We start from the raw sequence: 17,303 nt of genomic DNA on the forward strand, positions 1-17,303 counted from the left end.
GGCCCCGGACTGCCAATCAGGGCGCAGCGCGGGCGTGATCGCCCGCTCCGGCCGTGGTCGCCACGGCGCCGGCCTTGGGCTGGAAGAAAAATTCGCCCGCTTCATGACCGGCGAACTGGATCGGCGCATATTCCGGAATCTGCACCAGCGACGATTCCGCTGCGGCCAGCGCCAGCGACGACGAGACCTCGCGGAACAGGCGCTGGCCTTCCAGCAACTGCGCGTTGTCTTCCAGCGCGGCGATCAGCGCGAGCGCGAAATGCGAGTTGTTGCCGCGACCGGTATCGGGCACCGGCGCCAGACCGCCCGAGGTCAGCGCGGTGCGTGACCGGCTCTGGCTCATCGTCTTCACCCACTGCGACCAGGCCTTGTCCGGCATCGCGCTGCTGAAGGTCGGGACCGCCGCACGCGTCATTGCGCCGGAATAGCAGGAGTCGGCGACCACCAGCACATGCTTCGCGTTCATCGTATTCAAGATGTCGCTGATCGCGCGGTTCGACAGCCACGAGGCCGGCGTGTTCTGGCGGCCATCGGCAGGAATCCAGTAACCCTGTCGGCTCGTGGCATCGACTTCGCCATGACCGGCGAAGTAGACGACCAGGTTGTCCTCCGGACCGAGGGCTTCCCGCTTCGCGTTCAGCGCCGAGAGGATCTCGAAACGGTTCGCGTTCTTCAGCAAGGTCGTGGTGAAGCCATAGCGGCGCGACAACACATCGGCCACCTTGTCGGCATCGTTGGCGGCGCTGCTCAAGGCCGGATAGTCGCTGTACTGGTTGTTGCCGATCACGATCGCGTGATAGCGGCCGAGCGCGACACCACCAGGGACCGCGCGTTGCACGTTGCCAGCCCCGCCGGCCACCACATTCGACGGCAACAGCAGGAATTCGACACCGCTGCGCGAACCGGCACGATCCACTGCGGTGACCGAGACATTGGTGCCGTCGGCATCGACCGGCATCTTGGCGCGGAACAGGCCGTCCGCGCCGACCGGCACCGCCGTGCCATTGATCAGCACCGACTGCAGCCCGCTGCGGGCGATGACCTTGCCGACCACTTCGGTCTGGTCACCCTTCGGCGCCAATGCGGCCGTGCGACCGCGCGTGACGGTCAGTGCCGGTTCGAGGATTTCGACCAGCGGGCCGCTGCCGGCCAGGATCGGCGCACTGCCCGGACCACCGACCCGCTGTTCAAGCGCGCTGATCTGCGCGCGCTGACGCACCACCTCACGTTGCTTCGAGGTCAGCTGTTGTTCGAGCAACAGCAGCAGTTCGCGATCTTCCTTCGATGCGGCGACCGCCGACTGCATCTGCTTGCGCTCGCTGTCGAACTTCTCCAGTTCGGCCTTGATCTGCGCATCCTTCTGCTTGAGTTCGGCTTCCAGCGCCGTCATCCGGCCGATCGCGGCATCGAGTTCCAATGCCAGGTCGGATGCCGCCGCGCGCACGCGCTTCAGTTCTGCGGTGGCCTTTGCGGCCTCGGCGCCGCCGCGTTGCACCTGCGCGTCCAGCGTCGTTTCCTGCGCACGCAGTTCCGTCAGGCGTTTCTGGTCGGCGTCGCGCTGCGCGGCGTGCCGCAGTTGATCCTGTTCGAGCTTGGCGCGCTCGAGTTCGATGCGCTCCTGTTCACCGGCAAGCTTGTCGTTCAAGGCGATCATGTCCGGCGTGGCGGCGCCCAGCTGGGACTGTTTCGCGGCGAGTTCCGCGCGCGCCTTCTGCAGCTCGGCCTGGGCCGACTCCACGGCGCGCTTGCGTTGGCCGAGCTCGCCCTTGAGCTTCTCGTTCTCGGCACGGAGGGCATCGGCAGCGGCCTTCTGTCGTTCGATGTCTTCGCGCAGGCCGGCGATCTCGCCTTCCTTGGCGCTGACCGCGGCGGTCATGGTCGAGGCATAGATCAGGTCATCCCCGGTCAAACCGGACGCTTCGCGATACAGGTTCAGCGCACGGGTCATGTCCTTGGGCACGCCGAGCCCTTGTTCGTAGAGGTAACCGAGATTGATTTTCGCGCGCTTGAGGCCTTGGGCGGCCGCCTTGTCGTACCAGGGCGCGGCACGCGCCGGGTCGGGCGCAGTGCCGAGGCCCTTGTCATAGATTTCGCCGACGTAATTCTGAGCCTCGGCATCACCGGATTCGGCCTGGGCCAGCCACACCTTGAGTGCGGTCTCGTAGTTGGCGCGGTCGTAGGCGACGTATTCGCCGCCGCGGATCTCGCAATCCGACTGGATCGTGCGGATCGGCCGTCGCGCACTCATGTAGGTGCTCATCTTGCCGAGCTTGCGCACGGTGCCTGGCAGCAGGCAATCGACGATCATCATGTCTTCGGCGTTGCGGATGGAGGCACGTGGCGCTTCCACCGGCACCGCGACCAGGACCATCGTCGCCGCGATCGCGACACTCAGTGCATTTGCCTTCAGGGTGTTCGGAACGGCCATGTGCTCGGGCTCCATCGGCTGGGGGAGCGCTGCGCGGCTACCGGCACCGCGTGGCGCTGTAGTAGGCTCGGAGTATAGCCACAGCGTCTGCAGGGAGTCCGTCCGATGACCACGCCCGTCCGCTTCACAGCACCGCGCGTCGCACCTCGTTCCGGACATCGCGTCCTGCGTTCGCTCCTTGCCGCCGCACTCGTCGCCTCGGCATCGCTCACGCAAGCCGTGTGCCTGAATCAGAGCAGCGGCAGTGGCCAGTCGCTGGTGAAAGGTTCCGCGGTGTTCATGCCGCTCACCGCCGGCATCACTACGTCGACGACGCCGGCTCCGGACGAAACCTTCAACTGGATCGCGCCGGCGCCACTGACGTTCACCGGCAACGGCAGCCAGACGCTGTCGGAAACCCTGCCCTGGGTCGTGTCCGGGCCGACCATGTCCGTCGACAGCCTGCAGGGCGTCTACATTCCGCCGTCCGCGCCCACGGGTACTGTCAGCGTGTCGGTGTCGACCACGTCCTGCCCGACGTCGGTGATGAATTACACGATCAATGTCGGCGACCTGCTGAACCCGACCACGACGAAGCTGGCGGGCGACAGTCAGGCCTTGCCGCCGGGCAGTCCCTCCGCATTTCTGGAACTCGGACTGACCCACACCGACCCGGGCGGTGGCCCGACCGTGCTCGGCGCGGTCAATGTGCCGGTGTTCTTCACCACCAACAGCTTGTCGATCGCCAGCCTCGACCCGCTCGTGCCGCTGGGCAACCTCAAGGTGTACACGGACGGCGCCGGCATCGCGCGCATTCCCTTCTTCGTCGATCCTGCGGCACCCGTCGGCTCCAACTTCACGATCGATGCCGTGGCACCCGGCTATCCGCCGCAGACGTTCAACGCCACGGTGATCGCTGCCACCCCGATGATGACCATCGTGTCCGGCAACGCCCAGTCCGGGGAAGCCGGGACGACATCGGCACCGCTGATCGTCGAAACGATGTTGTCGGGAACGCCCTCCAACGTGCCGGTCACCTTCGACGTGGTCGACGGCGACGCCACCTTCGATGAAAACGGCGGCACCAGCTACACGTCGTTTGTCAACGGCAACCGCCAGCAAGCCCACATCCGCTACGGCGACATCATCGGTTCGATCCGGGTCACGGCCAATGCACCCGGATATCCGGGCGTGCAATTCATTCTGAACTCGACACCGCGCGGCGCCGTCGTCGTTACCTCCGGCGACGGCCAGGTATTGGAACCCGGTGCGACCAGCAATCCCGTCGTGGTGGTCGCGCAGAATTCCGATGGCAGCCTCGACGTCGGCCGCACCATCGAATTCTCGGTCGTCGCCGGCGATGCCGTGATCACCGAGAGCGGCACGACCAGCTACACCAGTTTCGATACCATCGAAAACGGATTGCACACGATCTCGCTGACCGCCGGCACGACCCCAGGGCCGATCGTCGTTGCGGCGACTTCGGCCGGTTTCGTGGACGGCAGCATTTCCGCCACGATCCAGTCGGGTGCGCCGCTGGAACCGATCCAGATCGTCGCTGGCGACGGTCAATCGGCCACGATCGGATCGGTCCTGCCGCAAGCACTGAAGGTCCATGTGCCGGTGCCGCTGGGCACAGTCGGCCCGAACGTGACCTTCACCGTCACTTCCGGCGGCGCGCGCTTCGTCGACAACACGCTCGCGACCATCACGGTGCCGCTGGATGCCGCTTCCGATGCGGCGGTGCTACTGCAGTTCGGCAATGTGATCGGCAACGTCGGCGTGCTCGCCAGCGCGCCCGGCTACCAGCCGGTGCAATTCTCGCTGTCAGCACTGGCACCGGGCGGCAGCGGCATCAGCCTGACGCCGGCGTCGACGCCGACGACCGGCACCACCGGCTTCGACAGCGCTCCGCTGATCGTTCTGCTCAGCGATGGCGGCAATGCCGTCTCCGGCGCGACCGTCACCTGGCAAGTCGTGACCGGCGACGCCAGCGTGAACCAGTCGAGCACGACGACCAACGCCAGCGGCCGCGCCCAGACCACCCTGCGTTTCGGTGCCGAACCCGGCGCCGTCGTGGTGCGCGCGACCCATGCGCCGAGCCAAGGCAATGCACCCGTCAGTACCGACTTCAACCTGAGCGTGGGCGATCCCACGCTGGAGATCGTCTCCGGCGACTTGCAGTCCGGCCCGGTCGGCACCGCACTGGACCACCCGATCGTGTTCCGCCTGCGTTATGCCGACGGCAACGGCATCGGCGGACAGCCGCTGTCCTTCATCATCGATGGCGATGCAACGGTGCTGAACCCGACCGTCACGACCGACGCCACTGGCAGCGCCGGCGTGCAGTTGCAGTTCGGCGCAACCGCCGGCCACGTCGGCATCGATGCGATGGCCTTGTCGGGCCGCGTGAAGGTGCTCGCCTCCGCCGTCAGCTTCGTGCCCAGCCTGACCATTCTGTCCGGCAACAACCAAACCGCGACGGCCGGCACCGCCCTGCCTCAGCCACTGGTGGTCAAACTGAGCGGCCCTGCAGCGGCGATGGCGATGGCGAAGGGGCTGGGTGGCCTGACCGTGACCTGGCAAGTGTCCTGCGGCAACGGCAGTCTGGCATCGGCGACCACGACGACCGACCTTGCGGGCGAGAGCCGGAATCAGCTGACCCTTGGCACCTCGCCTGGATGCAACACGGTGCAAGCCAGCATCGCCGGCATCGGCGGCGTCAGCTTCAGTGCGACCGGCACGGTCCCGTCGACCAGCGTGCTCGAGATCCTGTCCGGCAACGGCCAGAACCTGCTGCCTGCAGTCGAGTCGGCCCCCTTGCGCGTGCGCTTGCGCAGTCCCGGTGGCGAGCCGGTTGCGGGTTTGACCATTCGCTTTGCGGCCGATCGCAGTGGCGTCCAGCTCAGTCACGACGAAGTGACGACCGCGGCCGACGGCACCGCCTCGACGACGGCCCGCATGGGCCTGCCGTCCACGTTCAAGGTGATCGCATCGGTACGCGACGTGCCAGCCATCGCCACGGTCGAGTTCACGCTGAATGTCGGCATTGCCAATACGCCCGGGCTGACGCCGCCGCAAGAGCGCCTGGCCGAGATCATCGACACCGCCTGCCCGGCACTCGCTGCGCTGAGCAATCCGACGCCGCGTCAGCTGGATTTGCTGCAGCGCTGTTCGGAGCTGGTGGTCAACGCCCGGAATCACCCCGGTGAAGTGCGCGACGCGCTCGGCAACCTGCTCGCGCGCAAGGGCGACGCACAGAATGCGGCGGCGCTTGCCGCGGCCAACAGCCAGCTCAACAATCTCAAGGCGCGCTTTTCGGCACTGCGCTCCGGCTCGCGCGGTTTCGACCTCGCCGGCCTCAACGTGATGACCGGCAGTGGCGCCCTGCCCTTGAGTCTGTTGCCGAGCGCGATCGCGCTGGCGGTCGGCGAGGAGCCGCCTGCAGAAGTCGGCGATGCGTTCTCGCGCTGGGGCTTCTTCGCGACCGGCACCATCGGCCGCGGCGAACGCGACCCGGACACGCTCGATCCGGGCTTCAAGTACGACAGCTACGACCTCACCGCCGGCGTCGACTACCGCATGAACGACTCGTGGATCCTGGGCGGTGCGCTCGGCTTCAATCGCAACACGACCGATATGCCGGGCGATACGGGCGGCATGGATGCCAGTGGCTGGACCGCATCCGGTTACGCCAGCTGGTTCAACGGTGCGTCGTGGTATGCCGATGCCGTGCTCAGCTACGGCCACAACAGCTACGACCTGGACCGCCAGATTCGCTACAGCGTCGACGGCCTTGCGGGTGGGCGGACCTTGATCGATCAGGTCGCCTCGGCATCGCCGGGTGGAGACCGCCAAGCCCTGTCGTTGTCGCTGGGCCGTGACTTCAGCAAGAACGCGTGGACCTTCGGCCCCTATCTGCGCGCCGCCTATTCGAAGCTGGACTTCGACGCCTACACCGAAACCATGTCGCGTCCCGACGGCCCCGGCGCAGGCTTCGCGCTGTCGGTCGACGGGCGCACGCTGAAGAGCCTGCAAGGCGTGGTGGGCGGCAAGTTCAGCTATGCCGTGAGCACCTCCTGGGGCGTGCTCGTGCCGAACGCCCAGCTCGAATGGGTCAAGGAGTTCGAAGACGACCCTGACCTGTTGGTCACGCGCTTTGCCTTCGACCCGAACCAGACGCCGATCCTGATCGAAAGCGACCGCATCGACACCGACTACGTCAATCTCGGCCTGGGCCTGTCCGGTGTGTTCGCCAGTGGCCGTAGCGCTTACGTGTATTACGAACATGTCGCCGGCCAGGACCGCATGAGTTCGGACAGCCTCGCCATCGGCGTGCGCATCGAATTCTGACGGGGGCTTGGCGGAATGTTCGAATTGGTCATAATCCCAATCCAGATGCGGCAGCAGCCAACATGATCGAATTCGGGCACTCCACCCACGTCGGGCTCCGCCGCGAGCACAACGAGGACACCTATTACGCCGACAGCGAACTCGGCCTGTGGCTGGTCGCCGACGGCATGGGTGGCCACGAGAACGGCGAAGTCGCCAGCGCGCTCGCGCGCGACACCCTCGTGCGCGAAATCAAGGCCGGCGAGGTGCTGTCACGAGCGATCCAGCTCGCCGACGAGGAAATCATCAAGCACTCCAATCGTCGTCCACAGGCCCTGCCGATGGGCACCACGGTCGCGGCAGTGCGCGTGCAGGGCAACACTTACGAAATCGCCTGGGTCGGCGATAGCCGCGTCTACGGCGCCGAAGACGGCGAATTTCGTCAGCTCTCGCAAGACCATTCCTATGTGCGCGAACTGGTCGAGCAAGGTGCGATCAGCCCGGAGCAGGCGCGCACGCATCCGCATCGCAATGTCGTCACGCAGGCGCTCGGCGTCACCGATCCGCAGAGCCTGCGCGTCGAAACCTTGACCGGCACACTGTCGCCCGGCAGTCAGTTATTGCTGTGCAGCGACGGTTTGACCGAAGAAGTCGATGATGGCGACATTGCACGGGTGCTCTCGCGCACCGACCTGTCCACGCAGGAATGCGTCGATCACCTGATCCTGGCGGCGCTGGATGGCGGCGGCTCGGACAATGTCACGGTAATCCTGCTGCGCTGCAAGTGAGTTGTCCGAGCGCTATTGCGCAACGCAATCCTTGTCGCGCAGGACCTGCAATGCGATACGCGCGGGGTCAGCCATCAAACCGCTTTCGGCAAGCAGGTTGCAGCCGGTGATCGAGCCGCGATCCAAGGCGGCGCGCGCCTTCGATTCGTAAAAGTCCGCGATCCGCGCCAACCCCTGGGTGGCTTCGGCATTGCCGGCATCCAGCCGCAACACCTGCTGGTAGATCTCGATGGCATTGTCGCCGGGCGGCGACGACAGCTTGCGTCCGATCACACTCGATTCGTCGCTCGGTGCGATTGCTTCACGCACATACCCGTTCGCCTTCGCCAGCAGACTGCCGACATCGCCCTCGATCACGATCGGTGGCGGCGCATCGGGAACGACGGGATCGGTCACGACGACGGGCGGATCAGGGGCGACCGGGGAATCGACATTCTCCACCGGCTTGCGTCCGAACATCGACCAGGCGAGGACCGCAACGATCAGCGCACCACCGCCCGCCAGTGCCCACAGCCAGGGTTTGGGTTGCGCAACAGTCTCGGCCGTCGACACGCCCTGCGCGATTGCGACGCCGCGCTGGGTCGGCTCGGTGTCGTCGCTCGGTCGCACTGCGGCGCGCGTCGCGGTGCGCTTGCGCGTCGCCATCGCCTCGCGCATCGCCCGGGCCTCGGGCGCGGTGGCGATCAGTTTCTCGCTGGCGATGACGAATTCATCGCCAGTCGCGAAACGCTGGTCCGGCAGCTTGGCCATCAGCCGATTCAGCAGCGGCTGCAGCCACGCCACATTCGGCGGCAGCTTCGGGATCGGGTGCGTCACGTGCATCAGCGCGATCGTGTACGGGTCCGATGAATCGAACGGCGGCGCGCCAGTCAACAACTCGTACATCATCGCACCGAGGCTGTAGAGGTCGGATCGACCATCCACCTTCTCCGCGCGCGCCTGTTCCGGACTCATGTAATGCGGCGTACCGATGGAATTGCCCGCGAGCGTCGCCATCGTGTTCGAGTTCATCGCCTTGGCGATGCCGAAATCGGCCAGCACGGCCGTACCGTTCGCGCGGAACAGCACGTTGGCCGGCTTCACGTCACGATGCACCACGCCCTTCTCGTGCGCATAGGCCAGACCGAGCGCGATGTCGCGCGTGACATCCAGAGTCTCTGGCACCGGCATCACCTTGCCCATGCGTTCGCGCAGCGTGCCACCCGGGATGAACTCCTGGGCGAGGTAGTACACACCGTTGTGCTGGCCAATGTCGTAGACGGTGACGAGATTGGGATGGCTGAGCTTGGCCGTCAGCCGACCTTCCTTGAGGAAGCGGTCGGTGAACTCGACATTCGCCGCAAGTGACGGCGCCATCACCTTCAGGGCCACCTCGCGGTCCAGGGACTCCTGCATCGCCAGATACACCGAGGCCATGCCGCCTTCGCCCAGGCTCCGCAGGATGCGATAGCCGGGGATATCGACACTGTGCATCACCTGGGTCACACTCATTCCGGTCGGCATCCACGCGCGTTCATCACGCAAAGATAGCAAAGCGCGTGCCGGCGCAGGCGGGAAAGTTGCGCTCAGGGTGCTGCGGCACGGGCAGCGCGCAAGGCCTCGGTGAACTTGGTCATCGACCAGGACTCGTCCTTCTCGATGCTCGCATACAGGGCGTCGACCCGCTCCTGCATGCGTTTGGCGGCCGCTTCATCGAGCAGTCCGGCACCTTCGTAGGCGACCACCACCGACTGCACGGCCATCGCGGCCTGCTCGGCGGCAGCGTAATCGCGGAACTCGCCGCGCTCCGCATCGGCCACCAGACTGCCAAGGATCACGCCCAATGATTCCGCGGGAAACTCGGTCGCCTTGGTCGTCTCGCGCAAGGCCATCAGGCGTTCGCGCAGGGCACGCGCAGCGGCGAAGGTCTGCTCGCGATCGACGGTCGTGGCCTGGTGAAGTTTGCGGCTGCTCTCGAACACCTGTTTCGCCGCATTCGCATCGACCGCAGCCAACACGTGACGGAACATCAGCAAGTTGGCATCGTTCAAACGCACGACGCCAGGACCTAGACCCGTACCCTGGCGCGGCCCCCAGGCCTTGCCCGACATCGGGCGATGGCAGGCGTGGCAATCGAACAGCACCAGTTCCGGAAAAATGCCGTGCCATCCGGCCTTCGGGTCGAGCAGGATGTCGAGCGCATTGATCGCCGCCGAGGCCTGGCCCACACCCCAGTCGCGCACGCCGTCGTAGCGGCCCTTGCGCTGCTCGTAATCGTCATCGACGGTGTAATGCGGATGCAGCCAGGTGAAGGTGTCGAGTTCGAACGACAGCCGCGGATGGCCCGCGCCCATGATGCGATGCGTGATCATGCGGTCGCGCGAACCGGCGTGGCAGCTCAGACACAGCGCCGAACGCTGCACCGGATCTTCCGTCGGATAGAGACCGGCGGCGAGATTGTCGGCATGGCTCGCTTCGACATGCGATGCAATCCACGACTCGGCACCGCCATGGCAGGCCTCGCAGCCGACACCGTCCTCGATCTGGAACTTCTCGCCACGCGATGCCGCAGGCACGTGATCGGCGTGGCAATCGAGACAGACGCCCGCCTGCTCGGCCGCGCCCAGTCCGAGCTTCTTCGCGATCGCCTGCGACTCCGCACTCAACAGCGTCTGGTACGACTTGGCATGGGGGTCGAACTCCTGCCAGATGGCGAACTCGTTCATCTGGATCCGGGCTTTCGGTGCCGTCTCGGTCGCCCCGTGACAGACGCTGTTTGCGCAACTCGCGACCCCCAGATGCTGGTGCTCGGCGATCGTCGTACTGACCGGCTGCGCCTGCACCATGGCGACGACTGCGATCAGAGATGCGCCCAAGATCCATGCTTGCTTCACGGAATTCTCCCCAATGTCCGTCGTGCCGACGCATCTTCCACCCGCAGCCCGGCGCTTCGCAAGCGCCTGCGCTCAGGACTGCAATTCGCGCCACAGCGCCGGTTTCTTCGCCGACTTCGCGATCGCATCGAGGCGCGATTCATGCATCGCCAATTCTTCGGCACTGGCACGCAGCACGCGCAGCGCGCCGAGCTTGAGACCGTCGAGCGTCTCGTTCGCGACTGCCGCGGCCACCACCGGCGCTGCGAAACTCATCTCGCCCTGCCCGGCGGTCAAGGCGAGATACACTTCGGACAGCAGGTTCGCGTCGAGCAGGGCGCCATGCAGATCGCGCCCGGAATTGTCGACGCCGAGGCGCTTGCACAGGGCATCCAGCGAATTGCGCTGGCCGGGATAGCGTTCGCGCGCCAGCTTGAGCGTGTCCAGCACCGCACAACGATCACCGATGCGGCCGGCGTCCGGCCCAAGCCGCGACAACTCGGCATCGAGGAAACCGATATCGAACGCGGCGTTGTGGATGATCAGTTCGGCGCCATCGATGAAGGCGATGAAGTCGGCGACGACTTGCGCAAACAGGGGCTTGTCCGCCAGGAAATCATCGGTGAGACCGTGCACTTCCGCGGCGCCGCGATCGACTTCGCGCTGCGGGTTCAGGTACCGATGGAAGACGCGTCCGCTCGGGCGACGCTCGATCAGTTCGACGCAGCCGATCTCGATGACGCGATGGCTGCGTGCGTCGAGGCCGGTGGTCTCGGTATCCAGAATGATCTGGCGCATTCAGCGTTTCTCCAGATTCAGCAGATCGCGGATCGCGGCGCGTGCATGGGCGTCGACCGCTTCGTTCTCGGCGTGGCCATCATGCCCGCGCACCCAGTGGAAATGCACGCGATGCTGGGCCAGCACGGCATCCAGTGCCTCCCAGAGATCGCGGTTCTTCACCGGCTCGCGACCGCTGGTCCGCCAACCGTTGCGCTTCCAGCCCGCCATCCACTTCTCGACGCCGTGTTTGAGATATTGCGAATCGGTGGTCAAGTCGACCTCGCATGGCTTCTTCAACGATTCCAGTGCGCGCAGGGCGGCGATCAACTCCATGCGATTGTTGGTGGTCGCCGGCTCGGCCCCGTTCATCCAGCGCTCGATGCCACGAAAACGCAACAACGCCGCCCAACCACCCGGTCCTGGATTTCCGGAACAGGCGCCGTCGGTAAAGATTTCAACGCGCTCGACCGTCATGCCGCCAACCCGCTGCGCGAAGTCGGCCGGGCAATCCAGCCCGAGGCCGGCGTGACGACGCGACGGCGCGCACGCAACTGACGCACATTCGGCAGTTCACGCCGCTTGCGCGCTTCGATCAGGCACACCCCGGACCACATCCGCGCCGGTGCGAGCACGCGCGCGCCGTCACGGCCGTCGAATTCAATGCGCGATACGCGCAGATCGACGCATCCGCGGGCCGCCAGGGCCTCCAGCAAGGTCCGCGCGGAATGCACCCGCAACCTCGGCGCGCCGCTGTCGCCGAACCACAGCCGGCAACGCGTCCAGCCCCAGGCCCCCACCACCATGAGGGCGATGCTGCGCTCCGGCTTGAGCACGCGCATCGCTTCGTCCAGCAGCGCATCGACGTCACCGACGACTTCGAGTGCATGCTGCAGCACGATGCGATCGACGCTGTCGTCGCGCAATGGCCAAAGCGCGCACTCGGCGCGCAGGTCGCCCTCGAGTGCGCGGACGCCGGCATGCAGGTCGAGTACGCCGATCGCCGCGGCGTCGCTTCGATTCGCCGCCGACGAAATCCAGACTTCCCGTTCATCCGGTGCCGGACTGGCCGCGAGCGCGCGCCGTTCGGCCGCCAGCAATCGCGGCCACCAGCGCGGCGACGCATCGATCGGCATTTCGTTGGACTGGCGCATGGCGCGGCTCGGGTCGGGGGACCGTGATTGTGATACAAGCCGACCTGCATCCGGAAGAATTGCAGTCGATGCCAATCCTTGCGTCCACCCCGCTCGCCCATCTGACCGTGCATACACTGCCCGCGTTCGCCGACAACTACCTGTGGCTGCTTCAGGCCGGAGATGCCGCGGTTGCGGTCGATCCGGGCGATGCCGAGGTGGTCGAGCGCGCGTTGCAGGCACTTGGGCTGAGACTTGCAGCGATCCTGCTCACGCACCATCACCCCGACCACATCGGCGGCGCGGCTGCACTGGCGTCGCGCCGGCCCTGCCCGGTGTTCGGACCGGCGGACGCGCGCATTCCGATGGTGGACCGAATCTGCGTCGATGGCGACCGCGTGCCCGTCACCGGATTGCCGCCGATCACCGCATGGCATCTGCCCGGACACACCCGCACGCACCTGGCCTATCTCGTCGACGGTGCGATCTTCGTGGGCGACACGCTGTTTGGCGCCGGCTGCGGTCGCGTATTCGAAGGCGAGACCGCCGATTTGCATGCGTCGCTGCAGCGCATCGCCGGGCTGCCCGCCGCCACGAAGGTGTTCTGCGCCCACGAATACACGCGCGCAAACCTGGCATTCGGCGCTGCCGTCGAACCACGCAATGCAGCGATCGCGACACGCTTGCAGGCCTTGTCCGATGGCCGCCCGAGCGTGCCCTTCCCGCTGGCCGGCGAATTCGAGAGCAACGTCTTCCTGCGCTGCGACGAAGTCAGCGTGCGCGAGGCGACGTCGCGGCAGTGCGGTCGCGACCTGAACGAACCGGTCGACGTCTTCGTGGCGCTGCGGCAATGGAAGAATGCGTATGCGTGACTGTCGCTCGATCGTTCGCCGACTGGTCGCGTGCTCATGCGCGCTGCTGCTCACCGCCTGTGCGACACCGGTGCGCGAGCCGCGCTCGGTTCCGCCGACCAAGACGGAGCCGCACGTGGCGCCGGCAACCCCGGCCACACCGCCGGTCGCGATCTCATCAAGCCCCGGGAACGACTTGATCCACGCCGACGTCGAAGGCGCCGAAACGGCTGCCACGATTGCACCTGCCACCCTGTGGCAAGCGATCGTCGAACGCCATGCCTTCGTCCAGTGCGACGATCCAGCGCCGGCCGTGCGCCGCTGGCAACGCATCTATACACAGTCGCCCAAGCGTCATGCCGAGGCACTGGCCAACGCAGCGCCATGGATCGGCTATGTCGCAGACGAACTCGCGCGCCGCGGCCTGCCCTCCGAATACGTCTGGCTGCCCTTCGTCGAAAGTCGTTATCAGGCCTTCCGCACCCGCGGCGACCGTCCGGCCGGCGCCTGGCAGTTGATGCCGGCCACGGCGAAATGGCGTGGCCTGCGTATTGCCGACGACTATGACGGGCGCCTCGACTTCGTGGCCGCCACGCGCGCCGCGCTTGATCTTCTGGATTATCTCGGCAACGCGTTCGATCACGACTGGGCGCTGGTGACCATGGCCTACAACGCCGGCGAATATCGCATCAAGGGCGCGCTCGATCGCGCCCGCAAGTCCGGCAAATCGACGCAGGCCGAACATCTCGCGGTAAGCCCGATCACGCATGAACACCTGGTGAAACTGCGCGCACTTGCCTGCGTCGCGGCACGACCGGACACGATGGCCCTGACCCTGCCGGAGGTCGACCGCACCCGGCAACTCGCCCCTGTGGCCGTGCCGCATGCGATGAATGTGGCGCAACTCGCCGCGCTGGCGGGCGTTACGACCCAGCAGTGGATGCAATGGAATCCGGCTTGGCGCCGCGGTCATGTCGATGCCGGCGCCGAGATTCTGCTGCCGCGCGCTTTGGTCGAAACCGGCGCTGGCGCCATTGCGGCGGCAACGCCGGCGCCGATTGAGCCAACGCCGGCGGCATCGCATGCCGATCGCGATCGCGATCGCGTACACGTCGTGCGCAGCGGAGAATCGGCTTGGCAAATCGCGCGACGCCATCGCGTTCCGCTCGCCGCACTGCTGGCGGAAAATGGATTGACGGCGACGTCGGTACTGCGCCCCGGCCAGAAGCTGCGCCTGCCCTGATTCCGCCGCAGAACTCAATACGGCGGCGCATCGTTGCCGCTGCGGAAAGCGCCCGGCTAGACTGCGCGCCCGTTGTCCGTATCGAGAGAATCTCCATGGGTTTCCTGCAAGGCAAGCGTGCACTGATCGTCGGCATCGCCAGCGAACGCTCGATCGCCTCCGGCATCGCCGAAGCGATGCACCGCGAAGGTGCCGAACTCGCCTTCAGTTACCAGAACGACCGCCTCAAATCGCGTGTCGAAGATGCCGCGAAGGAATACGGTTCGTCGATCGTGCTGCCCTGCGACGTTGCCTCGGACACCGAAATCTCGGCGCTGTTCGAATCGCTCGGGCAACACTGGGGGCAACTCGACATCCTCGTGCATTCGGTCGGATACGCACCGCGCGAAGCCATCCAGGGCGATTTCCTCGACAGCATCTCGCGCGAGGCCTTCAGCATCGCGCATGACATTTCGAGCTACAGCCTGGCCGCATTGGCCAAGGCCGCGCGCCCGATGATGCGTGGCCATGACAGCGCAGTGCTGACCCTGAGTTACCTTGGTGCCGTGCGTGCGATGGCGAACTACAATGTGATGGGGCTGGCCAAGGCGTCGCTCGAAGCAAACGTGCGCTACCTCGCACGCTGCCTTGGCCCGGAAGGCATTCGCGTCAATGGCATCTCGGCCGGACCGATCAAGACACTCGCCGCATCCGGCGTCAGCAACTTCCGCAAGATGCTCGACCATGTCGAGGAAGCCGCACCGATGCGCCGTAACGTCACCATCGAGCAGGTCGGCAATGTCGCGGCCTTCCTTTGCTCGGACCTTGCTGCTGGCGTGACCGGTGAAATCACCTACGTCGACTCCGGCTACAACGTGCTTGGCATGACCGGTATCTGACGGCCGGACCGACGCCCGATTCGGCAATGAAAAAGGCGCCTCGCGGCGCCTTTTTCTTTCTCGAATCGCCCCCCTGATTCAGAGGCGGTCTTCGTGGATCACGATGTCGACGCGCTTGCGCAGGGCATCGCGCAACGCAATGTTGTCGCTGGAGGCAAAACCGGACTTCAGGCTGTCGCGGGCGGCGGTCCGCGCGGCTTCATCGAGCGCCTTCGGATCGCCGTCCTTCACTGCGGTCAACTCGATCAACGCATAGCGCTGGTCGCCTCCCTGCACCAGCACCTGGGAGGTCTTGCCTTCGGCCGGACGCGGCAGTTTGAACGCTTCGCTCACGAGCTTGGCATCATGGGTCATGCCGTTGCGGCCCACACCTTCGGCAACCGCGACTTGCACACCCGCAGTAGCCGCCAGCGCATCCAGTGTTTCGCCTGCACGCAGGCGCTTGAACAGCGCATCGGCATCGTCCTTGGCCTGCTTGCCCTGACGTTCCGCTGCAAGCGCGGCCTTCACTTCAGCGATGACTTCGTCGAACTTGCGCGGCGCCGCCGGCTTGTGTTCAAGCAGACGCACGACCACGACATGGTTCTCGCCGATCTCGATGGCCTCGCTGTTGTTGCGCTCAACCAGCACCGGATCCGAAAATGCGGCTTCGCGCACTTTCGGATACACGGCGATGCCGCCACCGAAATCACGGTCGAACAATTCGGTTTTCTGCACCTGTGTTTCCAGCGCCTTCGCCGTCGGCTCAAGCGAGCCCGGGCTGCCGAATGCTTCATCGACCAAGTCGTTGAATTTCTCTCCGAACAGGTGTTCGCGCTCGCTGGTGGCGTATTCGCTCTCCAGTTCAGCACGCACTTCTTCGAAGGATCGGTAGCTGGCCGCACGCGACTCGCGCACGCTGATCAAGTGATATCCCTGATCGGTGCGCACCGGCTCCGACACTGCGCCCACCGCAAGTCCGAACAACGCGTCTTCAAATGACTGCTCGAATGCGCCGGTTTTCTCGATCCAGCCAAGGTCGCCACCGCTGTCCTTCGAGCCCACGTCGTCCGACGACTCGCGCGCGACTGACTCGAAGCTCGCACCGGCGCGAATCTTCGCCAACAGGTCGCCGGCCTTCGCAAGCGCCGCCTTCTGGGCTTCCGCGTCGGCACCCGCAGCCACCGAGACCAGGATATGCGATGCCAGGCGCTGGTCGCCGCTGCCATAGCGCGCCGACTTCTGCTGTTCATATCGATCGCGCAATTCAGCCTCGTCGGCAGGCGGAACGACGATGGTCGCCGCATTCAATTCGACATACTCAAGGGAGACCTGTTCCTTGGTCTCGAATTTCGAGGCATGTTTCTGGAAGTAGTCCTTGGCATCGGCATCGCTGATCTGATCGGCTGTCAGGGTTGCCGGCGTCAGCGTGAGGTAGCGGAAACTGCGGGTCTGGTCGCGCAGACGCACAAAGGCATCGACTTCGGCATCGGTGACCATGGCACTGATCTCGACCTGCGAAGGCAACTCGCGCACGGCGAGATCGCGGCGCATGCGTTGCTCGAATCCCTCGACCGTCATGTTATTGGACTGCCGCACGGCGGTGTATTGGGCGGGATTGAACTTGCCGTCGACCTGGAACGCCTCGAGCTTCATCATCTCGTCGCGCACGCGCGCATCGGACACTGCAACGCCCGCTGCGGCACCGGCTTGAGTCATCAGCTCCTCGTCCACGAGCTGATCGACGACCTGACGCTTGTACTGCGGCGTGCTGAAGAATTCGGCATTGAACGATTCGCCCATCATCGCGCGCATGCGCTGCATCTGCTCGTTCATGCGCTGGCGATACTCGCTGGCCGGGATCTCGGCCTTGCCGACCTTCGCGACACCGTTGTCGCCACCGGCGACGAAGTATCCCTGGATGCCGAAAAACATGAAGGCCGCCATCAACAGCGACAGGATGAAATAGGCGATCTTGGAACCGGACTTGTCGCGAATACTCTGCAGCATGGCTTGCTCTCGATACGGCGCGTGGTCGCGCTTCCCGGGAAAAAACAAAGGCG

12 protein-coding genes are annotated in these 17,303 nt (G+C 65.5%); 5 read left to right on the forward strand and 7 right to left on the reverse strand.

Annotated features, from left to right (window positions below):
* Positions 1 to 16: 16 nt before the first annotated feature.
* Positions 17 to 2,443, reverse strand: a complete 2,427-nt coding sequence (locus IPP28_13870; GenBank protein MBL0042098.1) for a caspase family protein — start codon at positions 2,441 to 2,443, stop codon at positions 17 to 19.
* A 90-nt stretch (positions 2,444 to 2,533) separates the two neighbouring features.
* On the opposite strand from IPP28_13870, the gene IPP28_13875 reads away from it, so the two are divergent.
* Both IPP28_13875 and IPP28_13880 read left to right on the forward strand, forming a co-directional pair.
* Positions 2,534 to 6,760 (forward strand): autotransporter domain-containing protein, encoded by a 4,227-nt coding sequence (locus tag IPP28_13875; protein ID MBL0042099.1) that lies wholly within the window; start codon positions 2,534 to 2,536, stop codon positions 6,758 to 6,760.
* Positions 6,761 to 6,822: 62 nt separating this feature from the next.
* A complete protein-coding gene (locus IPP28_13880; protein ID MBL0042100.1) occupies positions 6,823 to 7,527 on the forward strand; it encodes a serine/threonine-protein phosphatase in 705 nt (234 codons plus the stop codon).
* A gap of 12 nt (positions 7,528 to 7,539) precedes the next feature.
* Here the strand turns inward: IPP28_13880 and IPP28_13885 are convergent, their stop codons facing one another.
* From IPP28_13885 to IPP28_13905, 5 genes are all read right to left on the reverse strand, one after another.
* Positions 7,540 to 9,018 carry a serine/threonine protein kinase gene (locus IPP28_13885; GenBank protein ID MBL0042101.1) on the reverse strand — a complete coding sequence of 493 codons (1,479 nt, stop codon included), beginning with the start codon at positions 9,016 to 9,018 and terminating at the stop codon, positions 7,540 to 7,542.
* A gap of 74 nt (positions 9,019 to 9,092) precedes the next feature.
* Complete coding sequence (locus IPP28_13890) at positions 9,093 to 10,400, reverse strand: hypothetical protein (GenBank protein MBL0042102.1); 1,308 nt, start codon at positions 10,398 to 10,400, stop codon at positions 9,093 to 9,095.
* A gap of 72 nt (positions 10,401 to 10,472) precedes the next feature.
* Positions 10,473 to 11,177 carry a DNA polymerase III subunit epsilon gene (gene dnaQ / locus IPP28_13895; protein ID MBL0042103.1) on the reverse strand — a complete coding sequence of 235 codons (705 nt, stop codon included), beginning with the start codon at positions 11,175 to 11,177 and terminating at the stop codon, positions 10,473 to 10,475.
* On the reverse strand, positions 11,178 to 11,633 hold the full coding sequence (rnhA, locus tag IPP28_13900; protein ID MBL0042104.1) for a ribonuclease HI: 456 nt from the start codon (positions 11,631 to 11,633) through the stop codon (positions 11,178 to 11,180).
* Positions 11,630 to 12,310, reverse strand: a complete 681-nt coding sequence (locus tag IPP28_13905; GenBank protein ID MBL0042105.1) for a methyltransferase domain-containing protein — start codon at positions 12,308 to 12,310, stop codon at positions 11,630 to 11,632. The genes rnhA and IPP28_13905 overlap by 4 nt, the downstream gene beginning before the upstream one ends.
* 68 nt (positions 12,311 to 12,378) lie before the next feature.
* Between IPP28_13905 and gloB the strand changes: the two genes are divergently transcribed.
* The 3 genes from gloB (at position 12,379) to IPP28_13920 (ending at position 15,261) form a co-directional block, all read left to right on the forward strand.
* Positions 12,379 to 13,161, forward strand: a complete 783-nt coding sequence (gene gloB / locus IPP28_13910) for a hydroxyacylglutathione hydrolase (protein ID MBL0042106.1) — start codon at positions 12,379 to 12,381, stop codon at positions 13,159 to 13,161.
* Positions 13,162 to 13,276: 115 nt separating this feature from the next.
* Complete coding sequence (locus tag IPP28_13915) at positions 13,277 to 14,383, forward strand: transglycosylase SLT domain-containing protein (GenBank protein ID MBL0042107.1); 1,107 nt, start codon at positions 13,277 to 13,279, stop codon at positions 14,381 to 14,383.
* 95 nt (positions 14,384 to 14,478) lie between these two features.
* Positions 14,479 to 15,261: an enoyl-ACP reductase gene (locus IPP28_13920; GenBank protein ID MBL0042108.1), complete on the forward strand. Its 783-nt coding sequence runs from the start codon at positions 14,479 to 14,481 to the stop codon at positions 15,259 to 15,261.
* Between the two features lie 78 nt (positions 15,262 to 15,339).
* On the opposite strand, the gene IPP28_13925 is transcribed toward IPP28_13920, so the two are convergent.
* Positions 15,340 to 17,250: a SurA N-terminal domain-containing protein gene (locus IPP28_13925; protein ID MBL0042109.1), complete on the reverse strand. Its 1,911-nt coding sequence runs from the start codon at positions 17,248 to 17,250 to the stop codon at positions 15,340 to 15,342.
* Positions 17,251 to 17,303 lie beyond the last annotated feature (53 nt).

This window comes from Lysobacterales bacterium, from assembly GCA_016721845.1.
In the GTDB taxonomy this organism is placed as follows: domain Bacteria; phylum Pseudomonadota; class Gammaproteobacteria; order Xanthomonadales; family Ahniellaceae; genus JADKHK01.